Raw genomic sequence first — 16639 nt, 5'->3', positions numbered from 1 at the left:
TCTGTCATGAAGGGCGCCCCGGGGGGTGGGGAGTCCTGCCGGCCGAAGCCGTACACCAGATTGTAAGCGCATACATTTTGAATCGGCAACCCCATGATGAGCCAGGGGGTCCGCCGGTGCGGCGCGGTCGCGGCGACTCAGGCCGGGCGCGTGGAGCTCTCGCGGAGGAGGATCTGGAGGGGCAGACGCGTGGTGAGCGGCGGGGCGTCCGGCTGCTCCAGCCGTCGCGCGAGCACCTGCACGGCCGCGCGTCCGAGCTCGATCATCGGCTGCCGGATCGTGGTCAGCGGCGGCGACACCAGGGTCGCCGCCTCGATGCCGTCGAACCCCGTCACGAGCACGTCGTCCGGCACCTGCACGCCCGCAGCACGGAACACGTCCATCGCCCCGAGGGCCATCTGGTCGTTGGCGGCGATGAGCGCGGCGGGCACGCCGTCGCGCGTGAGCTCCTGCCCGGCCCGGCGCCCGGAGGCCCGTGTGAAGTCGCCCCGCAGCACGCACACCGCTGCCGGATCACGCCCCGCTGCGGCGAGCGCGGTCGACACGCCCTCCCACCGTTGCTCCGCGTCCGGCGAGTCGGCCGGCCCGGCGAGGAACGCGATCTCCCCCTCCCCGACCTGCGACAGCACATGGCGGGTCAGCTCCCCCATCGCCTCGGCGTTGCTCACCGTGACATGGTCGTAGGCATCGCCCCGCGGCGGCCCGGACAGCACGACCACCGGGATACGCCGCCCCAGCCGCGCCAGCACCTCGTCCGGCACGCTGCGGGCGAGCACCATGAGTCCGTCCACCCGGCCGGCCATGTCGCGGACGGTCGAGCGGTCGGGGTCGTCACGTCCGACGCCCACCATGAGCACGAACCCCTGCTTCCACGCCTCCAGCTCGGCCCCCCGCAGGACCTCGTCGAGGAACAGCATCGAGGAGTGCGGCGCGTCGGCTTCGTCCGACACGACCGTGAACGGCGGGCGAGCAGCGGCGGACAGCACGTCGAGCGGCGGGGCGTCCTCGGCGGCGTCGAACTGGGGGAAGTACAGCCCCAGCACCCCCGTCCGACGCTCGGCCAGACCCCGCGCACTGCCGCTGGGGACGTAGCCCAGCGCGGCGACCGCGTCGAGCACCCGCTCTCGGGTCACCGGACGGACGGCATCCGGCGAGCGCAGCACACGCGAGACGGTCGCGATCGACACTCCGGCGCGCTCAGCGACGTCGTACACCGTCGCGGCCTTGCTCACGCGTGCTCCTCTCCCCCGCGGTTCTGGTTCCGGTTCCGGTTCCGGTTCCGGTTCCGGTTCCGGTTCCGGTTCCGGTTCCGGTTCCGGTTCTGGTTCTGTCAGCGTAGGACAGTCTCCCCCGGTGCCCCCGTCCCCTCCCGCGCGCGGGCGCAGATTCGCGTCGGTGTCGCACGGATGGTGCCAGAACCTGCGACACGGTGCAGATCTGCGACGGGGTTCCTGGACGGTGCAGGATCACGCGCGGCGGGCGCGGAGGGCTCCGTGGGGGCGGGAGCTGATCTCGCCGGGCTCTCGCTCGCGGGCCTCGGACCACTGCAGCTCGAGGCCGGCCGCGGCGAGCAGCGGGGACAGGGCCTCGGCGGTCCAGAAGAACGCGGGTGCGACCGCATGAGCGAAGGCCGCCCGGGGTTCGCCGACGAAGTATCCGAGGAGCAGGCTCCCGCCGGGGGCGAGAACCCGAGCGAACTCGGCGAACACCTCCGTGAGCTCGGCCGGAGGCGTGTGGATCACCGAGTACCACGCGAGGATGCCGCCGACCGTGCCCGATGCCTGCGGCAGCGTCCGGAACGACCCGTGATGGAACGTGAGGTGCGGATACCGAACCCTCGCCCCGTGGATGAAGGCCGTGGAGAGGTCGATCCCCTCGACGTCGCGCCCGGTTTCGAACTCTGCGCCGTCATCCCCGTGGAGAAAGGCCGTCCAGTGACCGGGACCGCATCCCGCGTCGAGCAGCATCCCCGGAGTCTCATCGCGCCAGCGGCGGATGAGCTCGCGGTCGCGCGGATCCATCAGCCCCAGGTCCCCCGCGACCTCGAGGTACTCCGCGGCCCTCTCGTCGTAGGCTCGCGCGACCGACTCCTGTCCCGCGGGAAGTCGCAGATCCGGACCCGCGTCGCACGCCTCCCCGGAATCCCTGCGACCGGGGTGCGAATCTGCGACCGGAGTCACCGTGACCGCGCCGCGAGGGCCGCCTGATACAGGTCTCGGGAGGACAGGCCCGTCAGGGCCGCGACCTCGGAGGCCGCGTCCTTCAACCGGGTGCCGTCCGCGACCAGGGCCTGCACCTGGGCGAGGGCGTCCTCCGGCGAGGCCTCCCGCCGCGGCGCACCCTCGACGACCACGACGATCTCGCCCTTCACGCCGTCGGCGGCCCAGGCGGCGAGCTCGGACGCGGTGCCGCGACGGACCTCCTCGTACAGCTTCGTCAGCTCCCGGCACACGGCGATCCGGCGGTCTGCACCGAAGGCGGCCCCCATGTCGGTCAGGGTCGTCGCGAGGCGCGAGGGCGACTCGAAGAACACCATCGTGCGGGGCTCGGCGGCGAGGGCGGAGAGGGTCGCCCGGCGCTCCCCCGGCTTCCGCGGCAGGAACCCCTCGAAGGTGAAGCGGTCCGTGGGAAGCCCCGAGATCGCCAGGGCCATGAGCACCGCGCTGGGTCCGGGAATGGCGGTCACCGTGACCCCCTGCGCCACGGCCTCGGCGACGAGACCGTATCCCGGATCGCTCACGGTCGGCATCCCCGCGTCGCTCAGCACCACGAGGTCGGTCTCCGCGGCGAGCGCGGCCAGCTCCGCGGCCTTCTGCTTCTCGTTGTGGTCGTGCAGCGCGATCAGCCGGGGCCGGTTGTCGATCTTCAGGGCCTGCAGGAGTCGCTGTGTCGTGCGGGTGTCCTCCGCGACGACGATCTCCGCGTTCTCCAGCACCTCCACGAGTCGCCGCGACGCATCGCCCAGGTTTCCGATCGGGGTCGCGGCGAGGATGATCACCCGCCCAGCTTAGGCGCGGGTCTGAGTCGGGGCCGTCGGAACGGACCGGTGCCGGCATACCGGGAGCACAGGGCGGAGTGTGTCTAGGCTGGACCGGTGACCGCGCCCGAGCCCCTGCTGCCCGCCCCCGAGGAGCGGCTCACGCGCTACGAGCGGCTCCGCGACCGCGTGCTGAACGCCCCGGACTGGGGCCGGGCGATGGGCTGGCTGGCCCCGCTGCTGATCACCGCCCTCGCCGCGGTGCTGCGCCTGGCGAACGTCGGCCATCCCCATCAGCTCGCCTTCGACGAGACCTACTACGTCAAGGACGCCTGGTCGCTGTGGAGCCTCGGCTACGAGGGGGTGTGGGGAGAGAACGCGAACGACGCGTTCATCACCCTGCAGGAGCTCCCCCTGACGAACAAGGGTGCGTTCATCGTGCACCCGCCGCTCGGGAAGTGGCTGATCGCGCTGGGCATGGCCATCGGCGGACCGGACAACAGCGCCGGCTGGCGTCTCGCGACCGCCGTGCTCGGCGCAGCATCCGTGCTGCTGGTCTACCTCATCGCCCGACGTCTGACCGGTTCGGTCGTGGCGGCGACCGTGGCCGGCACGCTCCTCGCGATCGACGGCCTCAGCATCGTGATGAGCCGGATCGCGCTGCTCGACGGCATCCTCACCTTCTTCGTGCTGCTGGGCGTGCTGTTCGTGCTCATCGACCGCCAGCACACGATCCCGCTGCTCGAACGTCGGGATCCGGACGACGAGGATCCGCTGTGGGGACCGATCCTGTGGCGCCGTCCGTGGTTCGTCGCCGCGGGTCTCGCGCTCGGCGCCGCCTCGGCGGTGAAGTGGTCGGGACTGTACGCGCTCGCGGGCTTCGGCCTCTACGTCGTGATCACCGATGCCCTCGCCCGGCGCCGCGGCGGGGTCGTCGTATGGCCGGCATCCGCGGTCTTCCGGCAGGGGCCGGTGTCGTTCGTGCTCCTCGTCGCCCCCGCGCTCGCGGTGTACCTCGCGAGCTGGACCGGATGGCTGGTGACGGCGAACGGCTACGACCGCGGCAGCGATCCGAACCCGCTCGTCGCGCTGTGGAACTACCACGAGGCGATGCTCGGCTTCCACGTGGGCCTCACCCGAGGACACCCGTACGCGAGCCCGGCGTGGGAGTGGCCCTTCCTGCTCCGCCCGACGGCGGTGTGGGTGGACAGCGACCCCACCGGCTGCGGCGTCGACCACTGCATCGGCGTGATCTCAGCGATCCCCAACCCGCTCATCTGGTACGGCGGCGTCGCGGCCGGCGTGTACCTGCTCTACCGCCTCATCCGCGGCTGGATCACCCGACAGCCGGTCGGCCCGGCCCTGAGTCTTCCGCTCGTGGGGCTCGCCGTCACCTACCTCCCCTGGCTGATGTTCCCTGAGCGGACGATCTTCCAGTTCTACACGGTCGTCATGATGCCGTTCCTCGTGCTCGCGCTCACCGTCACGCTGCGGATCATCGCGGGGCGCCGCGAGGATCCGCTCGTGCGCCGCCAGTCCGGAGAGCGGACCGTCCTGATCTTCCTCGGCGTCGTCGTCCTCGTCTCGGCGTTCTTCCTGCCGCTGTGGACGGGGATGAGCGTGCCGTACGACTTCTGGCGCCTGCACAACTGGCTGCCCGGCTGGGTCTGACCCGCCGCGCCGTGAACCCCGGTCAGGGGATCTCGTCGGCCACGTGCTCCACGAGCGGGAGCACGCGACCGGAGAGATGTGTGCGCATGGCGATCGAGGACGCCGTCCGCGCGACGCCCGGCACGAGGGCGACCCGGTCCAGCACCTCCTGGAGCCGGGTCGCGTCGCGCGCGACGAGCCGGAGCTGCATGTCGCTCGCGCCGGTCACGGTGTGCATGTCGACGATCTCCGGCACCGCGTCCGCGAGGGCCGTCGCCACATCGTCGTGCCCGACCTTCTGATCGATCTCGACGAGGCAGAACGCCACGACGCCATAGCCGAAGCCGGCGGGGTCGATGCGCGGCACGATCGCCTCGATCACCCCGCCCTCGTGCAGCCGCGCGAGACGGCTGGTGGCCGTCCCTCGCGCGATGCCCAGCCGGCGCGCGCACTCGAGGAGAGGCAGCTGCGGCGACTCCGTCAGCAGCCGGATCAGCGCGGCGTCGAGGCGATCGATCCGCACGTCACTCCCTGACGATGCCGGGGCGGGAGACGCCCCGCGTCAGGCGGGCGACGACGAGCAGCACCGCGGTGAGCCCGAGGGTGAGCAGCAGCTGGATGCGCGCGGCCGGGTCGATCATCGCGAGCGCGATCACGGCGGCCAGCAGCACCAGGCACAGCCACGACACCCAGGGGAAGCCCCAGAGCCGCATGGGCATCGCCTCGCCGGCACGGTCGGCCCGACGTCGCAGCACGATCTGCGAGATCGCCGTCGCCGTCCAGATCACCAGCAGCGTCGACCCCACGACGTTCAGCAGCGCCGGGAGCACGACGTCCGGGAACGCCCAGTTCAGTCCGACGGTGACGAACCCGAAGGCCACCGAGGCGAGCACCGCGACGAACGGGACGCCCTTGAGGCTCGTCCGGGTGACGGACAGCGGCGCCAGTCCCCGCTCCCCCAGCGAGTACGCCATCCGGGAGGCGCCGTAGATGTTGGCGTTCATGGCCGAGAGCAGCGCGATCACCACGATGAGGTCCATCACGAGACCGACGCCCGGGATGTTCAGGGTGTCCAGCACGGCCGAGAACGGACCGGCCTGCACGGCGGGGTCGTCCCACGGGAGCACCGCGACGATGACGAAGATCGAGCCGACGTAGAAGATGAGGATGCGCACGAGCACCTCGCGCACGATCCGGCGGATGTTCCGCGCGGGGTCGTCGGACTCGGCTGCGGCGATCGCCACGACCTCGGTGCCGCCGAACGCGAAGACGACGATGAGGAGCGCCGCCGCGATGCCGGTGATCCCGTGCGGGGCGAAGCCGCCCTCGTCCACGAGGTTCGAGATCCCCGTCGCCGGCACACCGGGGATGAGTCCGACGATCGCGCACACGCCGACGATGAGGAAGGCGATGATCGCGGCGACCTTGATCGCCGCGAACCAGAACTCGAAACGGCCGTAGTTGCGCACGCCGAAGAGGTTCACCGCGGTGAGGGCGACGACGAAGACCAGCACCCAGACCCACGCGGGGATCCCGGGCACCCAGTTCGCCACGATCCCGGCCGCGCCGGTCGCCTCGGCGGCGATCACGACGACCAGCTGGATCCAGTACAGCCAGCCCACCGCGCTTCCGGCGCTGCGCCCCATGGCCTTCTGGGCGTAGGAGCTGAAGGCGCCGGAGCTCGGGCGGGCCGCGACCATCTCGGCGAGCATCGCCATCACGAGCACGACGATGCCGCCCGCGACGAGGTAGGAGATCAGCACGGCGGGTCCGGCGATGCTGATCGCCTGCCCTGAGCCGACGAACAGCCCCGCGCCGATCGCGCCGCCGAGCCCCATCATGGAGATCTGGCGGCGGGTGAGGCCCGGGTGCAGGCCCTTCGTGGTCGTCGTGGTGACGGGGACCTCCGTGGTCATGCGCCCACCTCCATCAGGTCGGAATCGTGGTCGGAGGTCGCGGCGGCGAGGGCGGCTTCGACCCGGTCGATGTCAGCGGCGGAGCCGGATGAGATGCGGATGCCCTCGCCGGGGAAGGCCCGGGCGACGACACCCCCTGCGTGCAGGAGGGCGTCGAGGTCGGCGGTGCGGTCCCCCGCGGGAACCCAGACGAAGTTGGCCTGCGAGCGGACGGCGGGCCAGCCGGCCGCCGTGAGCACGGTGTGCAGCCGATCGCGCTGCGCCACGACCTCGTCGATGCGGGCGCCGAGCTCGTCCTCCGCAGCGAGGGAGGCGAGAGCCGCGGCCTGGGCGAGGTCGGTGACCCCGAACGGCACGGCCACCTTGCGCTGCGCCTCGGCGATCGCGGTGGGGGCGATCGCGTAGCCGATGCGGAGGCCGGCCAGGCCGTACGCCTTGGAGAACGTGTGCAGCACCGCGACGTGCGGGTGCCGACGGAACAGCTCGATCCCGACACCGCGGCTGTCCGTGCGGTCGAAGTGCACATAGGCCTCGTCGATGACGACGAGGACGTCGTGCGGCACCGCGGCGACGAAGCGCTCCAGCGCCTCGGCGTCGACGACGGTGCCGGTCGGGTTGTTGGGGTTGCACACGAACACGAGACGCGTGCGCGGGGTGATCGCAGCGCGCATCGCGTCGAGGTCGTGTCCGTGGTCGGCGTCCAGCGGCACGGCGACGGGCGTGGCGCCCGCGATCCGGACGAGCGAGGGGTACGCCTCGAAGGACCGCCATGCGAAGACGACCTCGTCGCCCTCGCCGGCGACCGCGTGGATGAGCTGGGCGGCGATCTCCACCGACCCGGCGCCGACGGTCACCTGGGCCGGGTCCACGGCGTACCGGGCGGCGAGCGCCTCCCGGACCGCGGAGGCGCTCATGTCCGGGTAGCGGTGGATGCCGGCGACCCGGTCCTGCACGGCCTGCACGACGGAGGGCAGCGGCGGGTGCGGCGACTCGTTCGAGGAGAGTTTGGAGGCACCGGCCGGGGCGGAGCACCCCTGTCGGTAGGCGGGCACGGCGTCGAGGCCGGCGCGGGCGGAGAGGGTCATCGTCAGAGCATCCTTGCTGTGATCCGAGAGGGGTCGCGTCACCCTAGAACGGATGGCAGGCGCTGGGCAAACCGTGCACTCGAAGCTGCGCATCGCGCGCAATCGAACGCCACCTGGGTGCCGCACGCTAGGCAGATTGCACACCCCTGCTCCGGGGAAGGGCGCTCACCGTGCGTGCGACACCGCGGCCGGATCGCTCACCGGCAGGCGGCACACGAAGGCGCGGCAGTCGTAGGCGCGCTCGGCTGTCGCCTCCTTGCCGTCGAACAGTTCGAAACCCGCGGTGGCGAACGCCGCGGCCTGCGCCGGGCTGACGACGACGATGACATCGGCATCGGCTCCGCGTGCCGCGGCGGCGAGCGCTCCCCCGGGGTCCTCCGTGACCACGACGAGCTGCCGCGGGGCTGCGGCGAGTCCGGCGGCGACCCGGAGCAGGCTGCCGTGCGCGAAGGGCTGGGCGAGCGCCCGGGAGGCGAGCGCCTCCACCCGCTCGGCCGCCGCCGCGCGGTACCGGTCGCCCGCTCCGAGCCGCCAGGCGGTGAGCGCGGCCTGCGCGACCGCCGCCGTGTCCGAGGGGAGGTCTCCGTCGGTGTGATCGGGCGAGGCGGCGATGCCCTGCGCGCGGAGCAGCGGGTCGTCTCCCCCGGCTCCGTCCAGCACCTCGTCGAGGAGGTCCCGTCCCGTGACCGCGGGAGCGACGTCGCCGGTCGCCGCCGCCAGGGCGAACAGGCCGTCGGCGAGGAGGGCGAGGTCGGCCGCAGTGGCCACCGCGGCGGAGGCCCGGCCGTCCAAGGACGCCCGCACGAGAGCGCCGTCGGCACCGCGATTGGTGCGGAGCACGGCGTCGGCGGCGTCCGCGGCGGCGGCGACCCACGCGTCCTCGCCGAGCGTCGCACCCGCCCTGGCGAGTGCCGCGACCGCGAGGCCGTTCCATCCCGTGATGACCTTGTCGTCCACCGCCGGCGGCTCCAGCGTGGCGCGCTCCGGGACCGGGCGGAGGTAGTAGCCGCCCTCGCTGCGGGCCCCGTCGATCCACGACTCGGAGTCCTGAGCGGCGCCGAAACCGCCGCCCTCCCGCCGCAGCGTGCCGAGCAGGAAGCGGGCGATTCCGCGGGCGGTCTCCTCGTCGCCGGTGTCGAGCGCGACCTCGAGAAGCTGGGCGTTGTCGGTCAGCATGCGCTCGTAGTGCGGCACCGTCCAGTCGCGCCGGGTCGCATAGCGGAAGAACCCGCCGTCGGCATCCCGCAGAGCAGAGCCCGCCATCGCCGTGAGCGCGCGCTCGGCTGCTGCCGTGGCCTCCGGCGCGGCCTCGCGGACGAGGGGCTGCTGCAGGAACCGCAGGGTCGTGGCCACCGGGAACTTGGGAGCTCCGCCGAAGCCGCCGAACTCGCTGTCCTCCCTGGCGGCGAGTCCGCGGGCGGCCTCGGCGAGCGCGGCGGTGTCCGGGAAGGTCGAGGGCGTGGCCTGCGCAGCCTCTGCGAGGGCTGCGGTCACCGCGTCCGCGGACTCCTCGGCCTGCGCGCGGCGCGTCGTCCAGGCCTCGCGCACGGCGGCCAGCACATCGCGGAACGCCGGCATCGGCGGTCGCGCCTCGGGCGGCCAGTACGTCCCCGCGTAGAACGCGCGACCGGCGGGGGTGGTGAACACCGTGAGCGGCCAGCCGAGGTTCTGCGTGAACGCGGACGCGGCGGCCATGTAGGCCCCGTCGACGTGCGGATGCTCCTCGCGATCGACCTTCACCGCGACGAATCCCTCGTTGATGCGGGCGGCGGTCTCGGGGTCAGCGAACGACTCGCGTGCCATCACATGACACCAGTGACAGGTGGAGTAGCCGATCGAGATCAGCATCGGCACGTCTCGGCGGCGGGCCTCGGCGAACGCCTCTTCCCCCCACGGGTACCAGTCGACGGGGTTGTCGGCGTGCGCCCGAAGGTACGGGCTGAGGGTGTCGGCGAGACGGTTCGTCATGTCCCCACGCTACGCCGGGGAGACAGGCTGCGGGTCGGCCGTCGATCGGCTCGCGGGGACCGGCAGCTCCGGGTCAGCCGACGAGCAGCTCCGCGGGGCGGGTCGCGGTGTAGCCGACGAGCGGGAGGGCTCGCTCGGCGGCCAAGGCGATGCGCGCGCGCAGCACGTCGGTGGCCACCTCGTAGCCGTCGAAGTCCGTGGTGCTCGCGTAGACGCCGAGGGGCAGCGTGAGCGCCTGGAAGAAGGCGAAGAGCGGCCGGAGCTGGTGCTCGATCATGAGGGCGTGCCGCTCGCCGCCGCCGGTCGCGGCGAGGAGCACCGGCGTGCCGACGAGCGCGTACTGGTCCACGAAGTCGAACAGGTGCTTGAACAGCCCGGTGAACGACGCGCGGTACACCGGGCTCCCCACGATGAGGAGGTCGGCGGTCTCGATCGCCTGCAGGTGCACCTCCACCTCCGGCGGGAGCTGGTCACGGGTGAGAGCACCCGCGAGCGACGGCCCGATCTGCGTGAGCTCGATCAGCTGCGCCTCGACGGGGGCACGCTCGGCGACCGCGGCGGTGATCGCTCGGAGGAGGGCGGTGGTCTTGCTCGGCTCGTGCAGGGAGCCCGAGACGGCGACGACGCGGAGCGGAGCTGTCATGCGCTCGACGGTACCCACGCGGACGCCCCGTGTCGCGCGAAGCGACACGGGGCGTCATGTGGAACGGAGACGAGCCGCCGGCCGCGGGCTCGGGAGCAGGGCTCCGGTCAGTGCGGGCTCGGTGACGGCGTCAGTGCCGAGCCCGCGGCCGGCATGAGGGCGGGATCAGTTGACCTCGTCCGGGTGCGAGCCGACGCGGCCGGAGCCGTCGAGCGGGTCGAGGGCGTCGATCGCGGCGATCTCGGCGTCGGTCAGCTCGAAGCCGAACACGTCGAGGTTCTCCCGCAGGCGCTCCGGGCGCACCGACTTCGGGAACACGATGATGCCCTTCTGCAGGTGCCAGCGGAGGACGGCCTGCGCGGGCGTCACGCCGTGGGCGGCGGCCGCATCGGCGACCGCCGGAGTGCCGAAGAGGTCGTACTTGCCCTGGCCGAGCGGACCCCACGCCTCGATGCGGACGCCGTTGGCCTCGGCCCAGGCGACCTCCTCGCGGCGCTGGTACGCCGGGTGCAGCTCGATCTGGTTCACGGCCGGGACGACGCCGGTCTCCTTCACCGTGCGCTCCAGGTGCGGGACGAGGAAGTTCGAGACGCCGATGCTGCGGGTCAGGCCCGCGTCGCGCAGTTCGATGAGCTTCGCGAACGCGTGGACGTAGTCGTCCTTCGCCGGAGTTGGCCAGTGCACGAGGTACAGGTCGACCTGCTCCAGGCCGAGCTTCTCGAGGCTCTCGCCGATGGCGGCGCGGGGCTCGTCGTCGTGATGACGGTCGTTCCACAGCTTCGTGGTGACGAAGAGCTCCTCGCGCGGGATGCCGGAGGACGCGATGGCGGCGCCCACGCCCTCCTCGTTGCCGTAGATCGCGGCGGTGTCGATGTGGCGGTACCCGATCTCGAGGGCCTCGCTCACCGCCTTCTCGGTCTCTGCCGGCGGCACCTTGAAGACGCCGTAGCCCAGCTGGGGGATGGAGTTGCCGTCGTTCAGTTCGAGTGCAGGAATGGTCATCCCCCCAGCCTAGGACCTGTGATGACAGGCGTGCCCGTGCGGATGACGAAAAGCGTCAGCGCCGAGGGACCGCGGCCATCGCGGCGGCCCCCTTACCGACGAGGCGCTCCAGAGGACCACGGCCGACGAACATCGACCACAGCGTCGTCACCACCAGGAGTGCCACGGCTGTGAGCCCCCAGAACGAGTTGTCCGCGATGAAGCCGCCAGGGCCCGCGACGAGGACGACGGAGACGACGTGCAGGCTGTATGCCGTGAGCGGCATGGACCCCAGAGCGCCGAGCGGCAGCAGCAGCCAGCGCAGCGGGCGGCTCAGGAGCAGGCACAGCGCGATCACCGCGAGGGCGAACCCGCCGGAGCCCAGGATCTCCGCAGTGCCGCCGCTGTGCGGATCGACGGCGAAGACGGCGCGGACCACGGAACCGAGCGGATCGCTCACGGCGAGAGCCTCGGGGTAGCTCTCCCAACCGGACGGCGGCATCACGTCGTCCGGGATGAACGACGACAGACTCTCGGCGGGAAGACTGTCCAGGCTCTCGCTGGGAAGGCTGTCCAGGCTCCCGCTGCCGGAGTCCTCGCTCGTCGAGGAGACGATCGATTCCGTCCCGCCCAGCCCCGCGCCCGCGCCGAGGGCGCCCAGGCCGTAGCCGATCGCGGCGAGGACCACGCCGACGACGAGGGCGACGACGGCCGTGCGCACCTCCTGCACGCGGAGCCGGCCCAGGGCCATACCGCCCAGCACGAGAGCCAGCCACACGGTGATCGGATAGGTGCCGTAGAGCACGAACCCGATGCCCGCGCCGAACGGCTGCAGCGCCACCGCGCTGATCAGGGCGAGCAGCGCCGGACCGGCGAGCGCGAGGACGGCGGCGCCGAGGAGCAGCTGCCGGGGCCGCCACCGCAGCACGGGGATGACCGCGACGTAGAGCAGCCCGTAGAGCGTCAGGATCACGGCGATCGGGGTGTTGAGGAGCTCCAGGGCCAGGCCGATCACGAAGATCACGGCGCCGCGGCCGACGAGATTCAGGCGGATGCCGGGGAGACGCTCCCGCTCCGGCAGCACGTCGCGCCCCGTCATGAGCGCGATGGAGACGCCGGCGAGCAGCGCGAAGAGGATCGAGGAACGACCGTGCACGAGGTCCGTCCACGTGGTGGGGTCGCCCCAGTCGAAAGCGTCGGTCATGCCGACGTGGGCGCCGGCCATTCCCAGGATCGCCAGACCCCGTGCGACGTCGAGGCCGAGGATGCGCGGCGGCCGACCGAACTCGCGGAACCAGCGCACGGGGCGCAGAGCAGTCATCACCCGATGATCGTATGCGGCGATCGCGGCGGCTCCGGTGTGCATCCCGGCATACGATGGAGGGCTATGTCCTCCCCCGTGATCTCCTACCCCCCGGAGCTGCCCGTCAGCGCCGCCAGGGACGAGATCGCCGACGCCATCCGGGACCACCAGGTCGTCATCGTCGCCGGTGCGACCGGATCGGGGAAGACCACGCAGCTGCCGAAGATCGCGCTGGAACTGGGCCGCGAGCGCATCGCCCACACCCAGCCCCGGCGGCTGGCCGCCCGCACGATCGCGGAGCGCGTGGCCGAGGAACTGCGGGTCGAGCTCGGCACGCTCGTCGGCTACAAGGTGCGCTTCACCGACAAGGTCTCCGACGAGACGCGCATCGCCCTGATGACCGACGGGATCCTCCTCAACGAGATCCACCGCGACCGCCTGCTGACGCGCTACGACACGATCATCATCGACGAGGCCCACGAGCGGTCCCTCAACGTCGACTTCCTGCTCGGCTACCTCGCCCGCATCCTCCCGCAGCGCCCGGACTTGAAGGTGATCATCACCTCCGCCACGATCGATCCAGAGAGCTTCGCGCGGCACTTCGCCGCGGCCGACGGCACCCCCGCTCCGGTCATCGAGGTGTCGGGGCGCACCTATCCCGTCGAGATCCGCTATCGCCCGCTCGTCGACGAGGACGCGGAGCAGGACGCCGCCGGCGAGCCGGAGGACGAGGTGAGCGCGATCATCACGGCGCTCCGCGAGCTCGACCGGGAGGCCCCGGGCGACGTGCTCGTGTTCCTGCCGGGCGAAGCGGAGATCCGGGACGCGGCTGACGCGGTGCGCGCCGCCTACGCCAAGGACCGTTCTCCCACCGAGGTCCTCCCCCTGTTCGGCCGGCTCTCCGCCGCGGAGCAGCACCGGGTGTTCGAGCGCAGCACCGTGGCCGGCGTCCGTCGCCGCGTGGTGCTCGCGACGAACGTGGCCGAGACGAGCCTCACGGTGCCCGGCATCAAGTACGTCATCGACACCGGGACGGCCCGCATCTCCCGGTACAGCAACCGCTCGAAGGTGCAGCGGCTCCCCATCGAGGCCATCTCGCAGGCCTCGGCGAACCAGCGCTCCGGTCGCGCCGGCCGCACGAGCGACGGCATCGCCGTCCGCCTGTACTCCGAGGAGGACTACGCGCGGCGTCCCGAATTCACCGAACCCGAGATCCTGCGCACCTCGCTCGCGTCCGTCATCCTGCAGATGCTCGCGCTCGGCTTCGGCGACATCACCGCGTTCCCCTTCCTCACCCCGCCCGACTCCCGGGGCGTGAAGGCGGCGTTCGACCTGCTCACCGAGCTCGGCGCCCTTCGACAGGCTCAGGGACCGGACGACGGCCCCCGGCTCACCCGCATCGGGCGGGACATCGCCCGGATGCCGATGGACCCCCGGTTCGCGCGGATGCTCATCGAGGCGGGCCCTTCGACGGGCTCAGGGACCCAGCGGGGGTCAGGCCCTTCGACAAGCTCAGGGACCCAGCGGGGGTCAGGCCCTTCGACAGGCTCAGGGACCCAGGGGGCGGTGCTGCGGGACGTGCTCGCGATCGTCGCGGGGCTGTCCATCCAGGACGTGCGGGAGCGACCGGAGGACCGGCGCGAGGAGGCCGACCGGCTGCACGCGCGCTTCGTGGACCCGACGAGCGACTTCCTCACCCTCCTGAATCTCTGGAACCACCTGCGCGAACAGCAGCGGGAGCTCGGCTCCAGCGCGTTCCGGCGCCTGTGCCGCAGCGAGCACCTCAACTACGTGCGGGTCCGCGAGTGGTTCGACGTGCATCGGCAGCTGCGCACGCTCGTCAAGAGCCCGGACCGCGGGGCGGAGCCGGGCGGCGCGGCCGATCCGGATGCCATCCACCGCGCGCTGCTGTCCGGCCTGCTGTCGCAGATCGGCGTCCTCGACGAGCGCACCGCCCCCGCGGGGAAGGCCCACTCTCCCGCGAAGGACGCCCGCCGCCGGATCACCGAGTACCGGGGCGCGCGGGGTATCCGGTTCTCGATCTTCCCGGGGTCGGGGCTGCGCAAGAAGAGTCCCCGGGCGGTCATGGCGGCCGAGATCGTGGAGACCTCCCGCACCTTCGCCCGCACCGTCGCCGCCATCGACCCCGCCTGGGCCGAGCCCCTCGCCGGCGACCTCGCGAAGCGTCAGGTCACCGAGCCGCACTGGTCCAAGGACGCCGGAGCCGCGGTGGCGTTCGAGAAGGTCACGCTGTTCGGGGTCGAGATCATCCCGCGCCGGCGCGTGCAGTTCGCCCGCATCGACCGGGCCGCCTCGCGCGAGCTCTTCGTCCGTCATGCTCTCGTCGAGGGCGAGTGGGACCCGTCCCGGATCGACAAGCGGGTCAGCGCGTTCTGGCGCAGCAACGCCGAGCTCCGGCGCCGCCTCGAGAAGCTCGAGGAGCGTGAGCGGCGCCGCGACATCCTGGCCGGCGACGAGGCCGTCTTCCGGTTCTACGACGAGCGCATCCCCGCCGAGGTGTTCGACGTGCGGTCGTTCGAGAAGTGGTGGCGCGAGGCGCTGACGACGACGCCGAAGCTGCTCGTGATGCGCGAGAGCGACCTCATCGACGACGAGGACCGCGCCGACCAGCGCGAGTTCCCGACCCGGTGGACGCAGGGCGACCAGGTGCTCGGCCTCGCGTACCGGTTCGAGCCGGGTGCCCCCGATGACGGCGTGAGCGTCGTGCTGCCGCTGCCGCTGCTCGCCCAGATCGAGGATCGCGGCTTCGACTGGCAGGTGCCGGGGCTCCGCGCCGAGCTCGTCACCGGACTGCTGCGCGCGCTGCCCAAGGCCATCCGGCGCCACGTCGTCCCCGCCGCCGACTGGGCGGAGAAGTTCGGGGCGGCGCTGGCCGACGAGGGTCCGGAGGTGCACGGCGGCCTCCCCCCGCGCACCCTCAAGGAAGCGCTCGCGCGGCTCGTGCAGCCGCTCGCGAACCAGGTGGTGACGGCCGCGGACTTCGATGACGAGCGGGTGCCGGCGCACCTGCGCATGAACTTCCGCGCCGTGGACGAGCGGGGACGGGTGGTCGGGTCAGGGCGTGATCTCCGGGCGCTGCAGGCCGAGCTCTCCGACCGCGCGCGCAGCAGCGTCGCCCGCTCCATCGCCCGCCCCGGGCGTGCGGAGGCACCGGGGCCGCGCGGGGCGGAGCGCGTGGCCGCGGCTCCGGTCGAGCAGACCGGGCTGACGGCGTGGACGTTCGGCGACCTCCCGGCGGTCATCGACACCAAGGTCGCGGGCGGCGTCGTCCGCGGGTATCCGGCGATCGTCGATGCCGGCAAGAGCGTGTCGGTGCGGGTCGAGGCGACTCCGGACGCCGCGGCCGCCGCCACGCGCGACGGCGTGCTCCGTCTCGTCCTGCTCGCGGTGCCCTCGCCGTCCTCGTACGTGCAGCAGCACCTCACCAGCCAGGAGAAGCTCGCCCTCGCAGCCTCGCCCTATCCGTCGGCGGCCGCGCTCATCGAGGACTGCCGAGCCGCCGTCGCCCGTCGCGTGATCGACGCGTCGACCGGCGCCGACGGCCAGGACCGTGGCGTCGTGCGCACCGAGGCCGAGTTCGCCCGGGTCCGCGACGCCGTGTCCGCCGTGCTCGTCGACGAGCTCTTCGCCTGCGTCTCCCTCGTCGCCCGCATCCTCACGAAGGCGCGGGAGGTGGAGCGCGGCATCAAGTCCCAGAACTCGCTGGCGCTGCTCGGCCCGCTGAACGACATCCGCACCCAGCTCTCCGGACTGCTGCACCCCGGCTTCGTCGCGGCCGCGGGTGTCGACCGACTCGCCCACTTCCCCCGGTACCTCGACGGCATGATCGACCGGTTGAAGACCCTGGCGAACGAGCCGGGCAAGGACCGCGCACGGATGACGGAGTTCGAGCGGATGGCGGTGCTGTTCGCGGACGCCGGCGGCACGATCCCCCTCGCGCCCGACGCTCCCGCTGCGATCGTCGAGGTGCGCTGGCTGCTGGAGGAGTACCGGGTCAGCGTCTTCGCCCAGCGTCTCGGCACCGCGCAGCCGGTGTCGCCGCAGCGGATCACCAAGGCGCTCGCGGGGAAGTGACCCCCGCCGGGTAGCCTGAGG

Annotated in this window: 12 protein-coding genes; 2 read left to right on the top strand and 10 right to left on the bottom strand. The window is 72.3% G+C overall.

What is annotated here, in order from left to right:
- Positions 1-137: 137 nt before the first annotated feature.
- The 3 genes from AB0310_RS16125 to rsmI form a co-directional block, all read right to left on the bottom strand.
- Complete coding sequence (locus tag AB0310_RS16125) at positions 138-1232, bottom strand: LacI family DNA-binding transcriptional regulator (protein WP_366237628.1); 1095 nt, start codon at positions 1230-1232, stop codon at positions 138-140.
- A 234-nt stretch (positions 1233-1466) separates the two neighbouring features.
- A complete protein-coding gene (locus AB0310_RS16120; RefSeq protein ID WP_280565613.1) occupies positions 1467-2021 on the bottom strand; it encodes a class I SAM-dependent methyltransferase in 555 nt (184 codons plus the stop codon).
- 155 nt (positions 2022-2176) lie between these two features.
- On the bottom strand, positions 2177-2998 hold the full coding sequence (rsmI, locus tag AB0310_RS16115) for a 16S rRNA (cytidine(1402)-2'-O)-methyltransferase (protein ID WP_259951490.1): 822 nt from the start codon (positions 2996-2998) through the stop codon (positions 2177-2179).
- Between the two features lie 96 nt (positions 2999-3094).
- Here rsmI and AB0310_RS16110 point away from each other — a divergent pair, with 96 nt between their 5' ends.
- Positions 3095-4648, top strand: a complete 1554-nt coding sequence (locus AB0310_RS16110; RefSeq protein ID WP_366237627.1) for a dolichyl-phosphate-mannose--protein mannosyltransferase — start codon at positions 3095-3097, stop codon at positions 4646-4648.
- A gap of 22 nt (positions 4649-4670) precedes the next feature.
- Here the strand turns inward: AB0310_RS16110 and AB0310_RS16105 are convergent, their stop codons facing one another.
- The 7 genes from AB0310_RS16105 to AB0310_RS16075 form a co-directional block, all read right to left on the bottom strand.
- Entirely contained in the window at positions 4671-5150 is a 480-nt protein-coding gene (locus AB0310_RS16105) for an Lrp/AsnC family transcriptional regulator (RefSeq protein ID WP_144882465.1), read from the bottom strand.
- Position 5151: 1 nt separating this feature from the next.
- Complete coding sequence (locus AB0310_RS16100; protein ID WP_187662003.1) at positions 5152-6543, bottom strand: amino acid permease; 1392 nt, start codon at positions 6541-6543, stop codon at positions 5152-5154.
- Positions 6540-7628, bottom strand: a complete 1089-nt coding sequence (gene hisC / locus AB0310_RS16095; protein ID WP_366237626.1) for a histidinol-phosphate transaminase — start codon at positions 7626-7628, stop codon at positions 6540-6542. Before hisC ends, AB0310_RS16100 begins: the two co-directional genes overlap by 4 nt.
- A gap of 165 nt (positions 7629-7793) precedes the next feature.
- Positions 7794-9596, bottom strand: a complete 1803-nt coding sequence (locus AB0310_RS16090) for a thioredoxin domain-containing protein (RefSeq protein WP_187662005.1) — start codon at positions 9594-9596, stop codon at positions 7794-7796.
- A gap of 73 nt (positions 9597-9669) precedes the next feature.
- Positions 9670-10239, bottom strand: coding sequence for an FMN reductase (gene msuE, locus AB0310_RS16085; RefSeq protein ID WP_187662006.1), 570 nt, complete (start codon positions 10237-10239; stop codon positions 9670-9672).
- Positions 10240-10404: 165 nt separating this feature from the next.
- A complete protein-coding gene (locus AB0310_RS16080; RefSeq protein WP_259951484.1) occupies positions 10405-11241 on the bottom strand; it encodes an aldo/keto reductase in 837 nt (278 codons plus the stop codon).
- Between the two features lie 55 nt (positions 11242-11296).
- The gene (locus tag AB0310_RS16075) at positions 11297-12541 is read right to left on the bottom strand and encodes a heparan-alpha-glucosaminide N-acetyltransferase domain-containing protein (protein ID WP_366237625.1); all 1245 of its coding nucleotides are present in this window, start codon (positions 12539-12541) and stop codon (positions 11297-11299) included.
- Between the two features lie 66 nt (positions 12542-12607).
- Between AB0310_RS16075 and hrpA the strand changes: the two genes are divergently transcribed.
- Complete coding sequence (gene hrpA, locus AB0310_RS16070; RefSeq protein WP_366237624.1) at positions 12608-16618, top strand: ATP-dependent RNA helicase HrpA; 4011 nt, start codon at positions 12608-12610, stop codon at positions 16616-16618.
- Positions 16619-16639: the final 21 nt, after the last annotated feature.

The organism is Microbacterium meiriae, assembly GCF_040702565.1.
Classification (GTDB): Bacteria; Actinomycetota; Actinomycetes; order Actinomycetales; family Microbacteriaceae; genus Microbacterium; species Microbacterium meiriae.
The sequence above is the reverse complement of the archived record's forward strand: the minus strand, read 5'-3'. Positions and strand labels throughout refer to the sequence as shown.

What these genes read in the sequence shown, in the direction of transcription:
- hisC (WP_366237626.1), bottom strand. Translation starts at nt 7,628, where the DNA reads ATGACCCTCTCCGCCCGCGCCGGCCTCGACGCCGTGCCCGCCTACCGA.
- AB0310_RS16090 (WP_187662005.1), bottom strand. Translation starts at nt 9,596, where the DNA reads ATGACGAACCGTCTCGCCGACACCCTCAGCCCGTACCTTCGGGCGCAC.
- msuE (WP_187662006.1), bottom strand. Translation starts at nt 10,239, where the DNA reads ATGACAGCTCCGCTCCGCGTCGTCGCCGTCTCGGGCTCCCTGCACGAG.
- AB0310_RS16120 (WP_280565613.1), bottom strand. Translation starts at nt 2,021, where the DNA reads ATGGATCCGCGCGACCGCGAGCTCATCCGCCGCTGGCGCGATGAGACT.
- hrpA (WP_366237624.1), top strand. Translation starts at nt 12,608, where the DNA reads ATGTCCTCCCCCGTGATCTCCTACCCCCCGGAGCTGCCCGTCAGCGCC.
- AB0310_RS16100 (WP_187662003.1), bottom strand. Translation starts at nt 6,543, where the DNA reads ATGACCACGGAGGTCCCCGTCACCACGACGACCACGAAGGGCCTGCAC.
- AB0310_RS16075 (WP_366237625.1), bottom strand. Translation starts at nt 12,541, where the DNA reads ATGACTGCTCTGCGCCCCGTGCGCTGGTTCCGCGAGTTCGGTCGGCCG.
- AB0310_RS16080 (WP_259951484.1), bottom strand. Translation starts at nt 11,241, where the DNA reads ATGACCATTCCTGCACTCGAACTGAACGACGGCAACTCCATCCCCCAG.